This window comes from Vibrio marinisediminis (assembly GCF_014050145.1).
In the GTDB taxonomy this organism is placed as follows: domain Bacteria; phylum Pseudomonadota; class Gammaproteobacteria; order Enterobacterales; family Vibrionaceae; genus Vibrio; species Vibrio marinisediminis.
Genome location: NZ_JACFYF010000302.1, coordinates 1 through 257, shown reverse-complemented (window position 1 = coordinate 257; position 257 = coordinate 1). Strand labels below are relative to the sequence as shown.

Sequence of the window (257 nt, the reverse complement as noted above, 5' to 3'; positions counted from 1 at the left end):
GAGCACCGCCATCGCCGCCCCGGCCATCGCCAACACGCAACTCGAGCGCACCCTGGGCGTCGAACCCGGCGTCTACTCCTTCGCCGAACTGGCCGCCATCAAGGGCTCCTTCGACACCGACACCGGCTACACCATCCCCGCACCGGGCGGCGTCGTCTCCACCCAGTCGGTCGGCATCTCGCCCGCCCACGCACAGCTGGCCGCGACCCTGGGCCTCGACGCAGGCGACTATTCCTTCGCCGAACTGGCCGCCATCA

The 257-nt window shown here is 70.4% G+C and carries 1 protein-coding gene; it reads left to right on the top strand.

The genetic code is table 11. The features are described from left to right. Nucleotides 1-257: hypothetical protein (locus H2O73_RS24170; RefSeq protein WP_220457773.1), on the top strand; the 257-nt coding region annotated here is incomplete at both ends.